At 71.5% G+C, this 6,891-nt stretch carries 5 protein-coding genes and 2 pseudogenes; 3 read left to right on the forward strand and 4 right to left on the reverse strand.

All coding sequences use genetic code 11. The features are described 5' to 3' along the window. Positions 1–116 precede the first annotated feature (116 nt). A pseudogene (locus JNW89_RS22635) lies at positions 117–844 on the forward strand (SDR family NAD(P)-dependent oxidoreductase). Positions 845–881: 37 nt separating this feature from the next. On the opposite strand, the gene JNW89_RS36905 reads toward JNW89_RS22635, so the two are convergent. From JNW89_RS36905 to JNW89_RS22645, 3 genes and pseudogenes are all read right to left on the reverse strand, one after another. Beyond that, a complete protein-coding gene (locus JNW89_RS36905; RefSeq protein ID WP_255541124.1) occupies positions 882–1,007 on the reverse strand; it encodes a hypothetical protein in 126 nt (41 codons plus the stop codon). After that, positions 1,004–2,418, reverse strand: a pseudogene (locus JNW89_RS22640) (OFA family MFS transporter). The gene JNW89_RS36905 and the pseudogene JNW89_RS22640 overlap by 4 nt, the downstream one beginning before the upstream one ends. A 189-nt stretch (positions 2,419–2,607) precedes the next feature. Further along, on the reverse strand, positions 2,608–3,669 hold the full coding sequence (locus JNW89_RS22645; RefSeq protein ID WP_238450421.1) for a trans-acting enoyl reductase family protein: 1,062 nt from the start codon (positions 3,667–3,669) through the stop codon (positions 2,608–2,610). Between the two features lie 97 nt (positions 3,670–3,766). Between JNW89_RS22645 and JNW89_RS22650 the strand changes: the two genes are divergently transcribed. Together JNW89_RS22650 and JNW89_RS22655 are read left to right on the forward strand one after the other, a co-directional pair. Next, positions 3,767–4,723, forward strand: a complete 957-nt coding sequence (locus JNW89_RS22650) for a helix-turn-helix domain-containing protein (RefSeq protein WP_238450422.1) — start codon at positions 3,767–3,769, stop codon at positions 4,721–4,723. 775 nt (positions 4,724–5,498) lie between these two features. Beyond that, positions 5,499–6,506 (forward strand): tyrosine-type recombinase/integrase, encoded by a 1,008-nt coding sequence (locus JNW89_RS22655; RefSeq protein WP_238450423.1) that lies wholly within the window; start codon positions 5,499–5,501, stop codon positions 6,504–6,506. A gap of 13 nt (positions 6,507–6,519) precedes the next feature. On the opposite strand, the gene JNW89_RS22660 is transcribed toward JNW89_RS22655, so the two are convergent. Beyond that, a partial coding sequence (locus tag JNW89_RS22660; RefSeq protein ID WP_238450424.1) for a cellulose binding domain-containing protein occupies positions 6,520–6,891 on the reverse strand: 372 nt, incomplete at its 5' end.

Consider the following 6,891-nt stretch of genomic DNA (forward strand, 5'->3'; position numbering starts at 1 on the left):
GTCACCCCGCCGCCACCCAGCACCAACGCCCGCGTCATGTGTGACCACCCTCTCCGTGACCGGCCCGTGCCCGAAACGGTAGCGTCGCCACCACACGGGGGCAGGGGAGCGGTCAATTGGATCCGGTCACGGTCATCACCGGCGGCAGCCGCGGCATCGGCGCCGCCGTCGCCCGCCGCCTCGCCCACGACGGCCACCACATCGCCATCGGCTACCGACGCGACCACGACGCCGCCGCCGCGGTGCTGGCCGACGTCCGCGCCCTCGGCCGCCAGGCCGTCGCCGTACCCGCCGACACCACCGACCCCGACCAGGTCGACCGGCTCTTCGCCGCCGCCGCCGACCTCGGCCCGCTCACCGGCCTGGTCAACAACGCCGGCGTCACCAGCCCCATCGGAGCCTTCACCGACCTGCGCCCCGACGACCTGCGCCACGTCGTCGACGTCAACCTCATCGGCTACGTCCTCTGCGCCCAGCAGGCCGCCCGCCGCCTCGGCACCGGCGCGCCATCGTCAACATCTCCTCCGCCGCCGCCACCCTCGGCAGCCCGGGGGAGTACATCCACTACGCCGCCGTCAAGGCCGCCACCGACACCCTCACCATCGGCCTGGCCAAGGAACTCGCCCCGCACGGCATCCGGGTCAACGCCGTCGCCCCCGGCCTCATCCGCACCGACATCCACGCCCTGTCCGGCATGCCGGACCGCCCCGACCGCAACGCCGGCCGGGTACCGATGGGCCGACCCGGCGAACCCGACGAGGTCGCCGGCGCCGTCGCCTGGCTCCTCGGCCCCGACGCCTCCTACACCACCGGCGCGGTGCTGCGGGTCGCCGGCGGCATGTGAGCCGAGCCCCGGAGCGACGCCCCGGGGCTCCGGCCCGTCAACTCGTGAACAGCTTCGCCGCCGTGATCACGGTCTGCGCCACCCCGTACCCCAGCAGCGCCGACACCACCAACCAGGAGATCCACAACCGGATCCGCTGCCCGTGCTGGCCACCCTCGCTCATCGCGCACCGCTCCTATCCGCCGCCGCCGGCTCCGTACCCTCATCCGTGCCCCCGGGCGGCTCGTGGAACCGCGCCGGCACCGGCCGCACCAGCAGGTTCGCCACGAAACCCACCGCCAGCACCGCCACCATCGTGAACAACGCCGGCCGGTACGCCGCCGCCGTCAACGTCCCCGGCCGGCCCTCGGCGTCGAGGAACCCGTTGACGATCAGCGGCCCGGCGATCCCCGCCGCCGACCACGCCGTGAGCAACCTGCCGTGGATCGCCCCCACCTCGAACGTGCCGAACAGATCCCGCAGGTACGCCGGCACGGTGGCGAAGCCGCCGCCGTAGAACGACAGGATCACGCACGCCAGCAGCACGAACAACGCCGTCGCCGTCTGCCCGAACAGCGCCAGCAGCGCGTACAGCACCATGCCCACACCCAGGTACACCAGGTAGATCGGCTTGCGGCCGATCAGGTCCGAGGTGGACGACCAGACGAACCGGCCGGCCATGTTGAACAGCGACAGCAACCCCACGAAGCCACCCGCCGCGGCCACCGACACCGCCGACGTGCCACCGGAGCGGAAGAAGTCCTGGATCATCGGGCTGGCCTGCTCCAGGATGCCGATCCCGGCGGTCACGTTGCAGAACAGCACCACCCACAGCAGCCAGAACGACCGGGTCTTCACCGCGTTCGCCGCCGACACGTTCGCCCTGGTCACCAGCGGCCTGGCCGCCACCCGCGCCGGGTCGAAACCCGCCGGCCGCCAGTCCGCCGCCGGCACCCGCACGTTGAACACCCCGAACATCATGATCAGGAAGTAGCCGACGCCCAGCGTCACGAACAGCCACACCAGCGCGCCGCCGGACGCCGTCGAACCGGCGTTCGCCGGGTGGTAGCCCGGGTCGTAGAACGACAGCAACTGACGCGACAGGGGAGAGGCCACCATCGCCCCGCCACCGAACCCCATGATCGCCAGACCCGTCGCCAGACCCGGTCGGTCCGGGAACCACTTGATCAACGTGGACACGGGGGAGATGTACCCGATCCCCAGACCGATGCCGCCCAGCAGCCCGTACCCGAGGTAGAGCAGCCACAGCTGGCGCGTCGCGATGCCGAGCGCCCCGACCAGGAAGCCGGCCGCCCAGAAACACGCCGAGACGAACATCGCCTTACGCGGCCCGTTCGCCTCGACCCAGGTGCCCGCCACCGCCGCCGAGAGCCCCAGCATCACGATCGCGATGCTGAAGATCACCCCGATCGCCGTCTGACTCGCGTCGAAGTGCGCGATGAGGGAGTTCTTGTACACGCTGGTCGCGTAGACTGCCCGATGCAGAGATGGATCGCCAACGCCGCCGGCGGAATCAGCCAACGGCTGTACCCGGGCGGCGCGACGGTGTGCCGACGGTCGAGTGCGGAAAGCATGCTGCTTCCTCTCGGAAGGAGGGTAAGAAACCTTCTCGCTTCATGCCCCCACCGCACGCTGCGCCCAAACCCGCCCCGCGCCCGACGGTCGATCCGCTGAGCCGAACGGTCGCCCGGGCGCCGTGCCTGCACTGACGGTGCCGCACGCCGGCATCGGGGATTGTCCGGCTGTCACCGGTGGCCGGGCGATCAGGCGAACTGAGGCGCGCGAGACTCCTGGGCCGGTTCGACCGAGATGTACGCGGACAGCGCGCGGAGGAAGTCGGGCGCGTCGAAGATCTCGCCGGCGGAGGCCACCCCGCTCGTCCTCGCCTGACCACCGAGAATGCGACGGACCGCTTCGACCGCCAGCGGTGCGCTGATGGCGTAGATGTCCTGGCCGCTGGCGACGACGCGCCGTTGCGTGCCGCCGGAGCGCACGATGACGTCGACGGTGAACGTCTGCGCGGACCGGCCGAGCTCGTCGACCGCAGCCGGTGCCGGTGTGCCCGGAGCGGCCAGGTCCCTGGCCGCGTCGGTGGTCATGTACGTGCGCACCTCGGGGATGGACAGGTGGCTGGGGACGGTGACGACGTCGGCCATCGTGAACTCGCCGAGGACGCTCCGGCGGCCCACCGGCGCGGGAAAATCCCACTCCAGGGTCGGCAGGTCGCGTTCGGCGACGTAATACTCCAGCCGGCCACCGGTGTAGCGGACACGTCGGCCGGCGCGGCGTTCCCGCGAGACGGTGCCGGAAACGAGGGTCCCGGCCGTGGGGTGCCAACTGCTCAGTCCGTACGCGACGTGCGCCTCGTCGGCCGCCGTCCAATCGCCCATCGCCGTCGTGACCAGCAGATCGCCGAGTCCGCCGAAGAAGGCCATCGCCGGAACCACCGCGACGCCCGCGGTCCGAGCGCGGTCGGCGAAGTGCATGAACGTGTCGAGGTTCGCCTCGATCTCGGCCGCCACATCCACGTACGGGACCCGGGCGCGCAGGGCGGCCTCGATCACGGGGCCCGCGGTCGAGGCGAACGGGCCGGCGCAGTTGACGACCGCGGCCACGCCCTCCAACGCCCGGTCGAGCGAGGCCGGGTCGTCAACCGACGCCACCCGGTACTCGAGCCCCGGATGCGACGCCACCAGCGCCTGGAGCTTGCCCGCGTCGCGACCGAGGAGAAGCGGGACGAACCCGCGATCGCGCAACTCCGTCACCACGAACCGCCCGGTGTGCCCGTACGCACCGAACACCGCCACGGTCTGATTCGAACCCATCTGCAGTTCCCCCTCGGAAGATCGACCAGATAGATCCTCCAGCAGCGGCCAGCCCCGGAGTAGTGTCTGGAACGCCACGCCCCATACAATTTCGGACATGGCCACTGTCGCGCTCGCCGCCACCGACGCGATGCTGCACTTCGAGCTCGCCATGGCCTGCGAGGTCTTCGTCCGCGACCCCTCCGGCCTCGCAGACCCGTGGTACGACCTCGTGGTCTGCGGCCCGGGCCCGGTCCGGATCGGCAGGTTCCACCTGGAACCCGACGACGGGTTGGACCGACTCGCCCGCGCCGACACCGTGATCATCCCGGCCGTGGAGGACATCGACGCCGACGTGCCACCCGACCTGCTGGACGCCGTCCGCGCGGCCCACGAGGCGGGCGCTCGGATGGTCTCGCTGTGCACCGGTGCGTTCGTGCTGGCCGCCGCCGGGGTGCTGGACGGGCTGCGCGCGACCACGCACTGGGCCCACACCGAGGCGCTGGCCGCCCGCTATCCCCGGGTGAAGGTCGACCCGGACGTGCTCTACGTCGACAACGGCAACGTGCTCGCCTCTGCCGGCAAAGCCGCCGCGATCGACCTGTGCCTGCACCTGATCCGCCGCGACCACGGCTCGACGGTCGCCAACGCCGTCGCCCGCCGCCTGGTCGTGCCGCCGCATCGCGCCGGCGGCCAGGCCCAGTTCGTCACCACCCCGGTGCCCGCCCGCGACGACCATCCCCTTGCCAACCTGTTCCCCTGGGCGATGGAACGGCTGAACCGTCCGCTGACCGTGGAGGACCTGGCTCGCCAGGCGAACATGAGCTCGCGCAACCTGGCCCGGCACTTCAGGTCGGTAACCGGCACCACGCCGCTGCAGTGGCTGTCGACGCAGCGGATCCGCCGGGCGCAGGAGCTGCTGGAGAACACCGACAACAGCATCGACGCCATCGCCGAGGCGGCTGGCATGGGAACCGCCACGACGCTGCGCCGACACTTCCACCGCACCGTCGGTGTACCTCCGGACGCCTACCGTCGCACCTTCCGCAGCGCCGGGCCCTCATCAGAATCATGATCACCACCCGGTCGGTGGCCTGACAGGGGGAGCGGTGCCTCCTGCGCATCGCTCCGCGTGGGAGCGGAGACAGAAACCTCGTGTGTGGGTGGTGACGACTCCGCGGTCATGCTCCGGCGCACGGTTGGAGCACGCCTGTTTCGTCGAGGCGCAGGTGGCGGGGGAACTTCTCGCGGCAGGGTCGTCAGGCGGCGAAGCGCCGCCGATCTGCGATCTCTGTCGACATGGCTACTCGGCGCCAGAACGGTGAAGGCGGCGCAACCCCACGCCGGCCAGGTCACTGCCGCTGTATGTGATTCGATAATGTACATTATGTCAAGTAACACGGATGTAGGCCTCCTCCGGGAGGGGTGGGCGGCGCTGCCGCGGGCCGCGATGAACTCGTGATCGGTTAGCAGTTTCCAACGGCCATGTCGGCGTGCCGCCTCGGAAATTGCCACCCGATCATGGGAGACGCCGAAGGTAAGTCGGCTCGACCCCGACGAAGAACCCCTGCACGTGCGCCACGCGTCCACCAATGACGGTCGCGTTGGGCACGACATCATCGGCACTGCTGCGTGCAGCGCGGGCGGCGAGCCGGACGGGTGTCCCCGAGTTCCGCCACTCCCTCGGCTGGGACGCCACCTCCCATGGTCATCGGCGGCACCGCCGCGCCCCAACCCGCCACCGCCCACCGCCCGCTCGAGGGCGACCCGGAGGTATCTCCCTCCGCCTGCGCCGCTCCCCTCTCCTAGCAGGCTGGCCCGGAACCCGAAAAACCTGCATAATATGCCTTATGCATCATAAACGGGACGAATCGGTAGGGCGGCTCATCGAGGAGTTCCTGACGGCGCGGGCCACTCGCAAGCCCTCCCCCCACACGCTGGAGGCGTACCGGCGGGACCTGCGGGCGGTCGCCGCCCTGGTCGGCGAAGACGCCACTCCCCTTTCCCTCGACCAGGTGATGATCTCGGACCTCTCCCCCCGGGTCATGCGTGCCGCGTTCGCCCGCTTCGCCGCTCCCCGGGCGGCGTCCTCGGTGCACCGCGCCTGGTCCAGTTGGAACAGCTTCTTCACGTTCCTGGTGGCCGAGGGGGTGGTGGCGGGCAATCCGATGCCGGCGGTGGGCCGGCCGCGCGCTCCGCTCCCCCAGCCCAAGCCGTTGCGGGGCGCGGACACCCCGGAGGAGTTGCTCGCCTCGGTCGCCCGGGAGGACGGCCGGCAGCGGGACCCGTGGCCGGAGCGGGACGTGGCGGTGCTGGCCCTGGCGCTCTGCGCCGGGCTGCGCCTGTCGGAGCTGCTGGCGCTGCGGGTGTCGTCACTGACCGGGCGGGCCGGTGAGCGGCGGGTGGACGTGGCCGGCAAGGGCGGTCGGCCGCGGGTGGTGCCGGTCGAGCCGGAGCTGGACCGGGTGCTGGCGGCCTACCTGGACAGCCGGGCGCGGCGGTTCGGGTCGCGCAGCGTACGGCCGGATTCGCCGTTGCTGGTGGACCGGCGGGGTGAGCCGTTGCGTCGGGGTGGGCTGCAGTACCTGGTGGACTCCTGCTACCGACGGGCGGGCATCGGTGACAGGGTGCCGCGCGGCGCGCGGCTGCACGCGTTGCGGCACACGTTCGCGACGCGGTTGGCCGAGGACGGGGCGAGCGCCGCGGAGATCATGCGGTTGCTGGGGCACGCGTCGTTGGCGTCGTCGCAGACGTACATCGAGGTGACGGCGGGTCAGCAGCGGGCGGCGGTGCGGTCGAACCGCACCAACCGCGCGCTGGCGGGGCTGGTGCCGCTGTCGTTCGATCCCGCGGGTTGACCGGGGCGTCGGGTCACAGGCCGGTGCAGGGGTTGCCGTCGATCGTGCAGCCCTCGGGTGCCTTGGTGCGCGGGTCCGGGTTGCGGACGTCGAAGGTGATGGTCTGCGACTGTCCGGCCGGGACGGGTGCGCCGGTGAAGGTGACGGCCTGACCGTCCTGCTGCCAGTTGGCTCCCTGCGCGTTGGTGATGGTGCCACCCTCGGCCAGGGTGACGACGAGGGTCCAGCTCTTCGCCGCCGGGCCGTCCGGGTTGTCGAGCACCACCTGGCCGGTGTAGCCGAAGAGCCGGGTGGCGGTGGTCTGGTAGCGGGCGGTCATGGTGGTGGCGCTCGGGGCGGCGGAGGTGGCTGTGCGCGACGGGGTGGCGGTGGGGGTCCGGCTGGG

The organism is Micromonospora sp. 4G55 (assembly GCF_016803375.1).

Excerpts from the sequence above, each read along its gene's own strand:
- JNW89_RS22650 (WP_238450422.1), top strand. The coding sequence starts at position 3,767 with ATGGCCACTGTCGCGCTCGCCGCCACCGACGCGATGCTGCACTTCGAG.
- JNW89_RS22655 (WP_238450423.1), top strand. The coding sequence starts at position 5,499 with ATGCATCATAAACGGGACGAATCGGTAGGGCGGCTCATCGAGGAGTTC.
- JNW89_RS36905 (WP_255541124.1), bottom strand. The coding sequence starts at position 1,007 with ATGAGCGAGGGTGGCCAGCACGGGCAGCGGATCCGGTTGTGGATCTCC.
- JNW89_RS22645 (WP_238450421.1), bottom strand. The coding sequence starts at position 3,669 with ATGGGTTCGAATCAGACCGTGGCGGTGTTCGGTGCGTACGGGCACACC.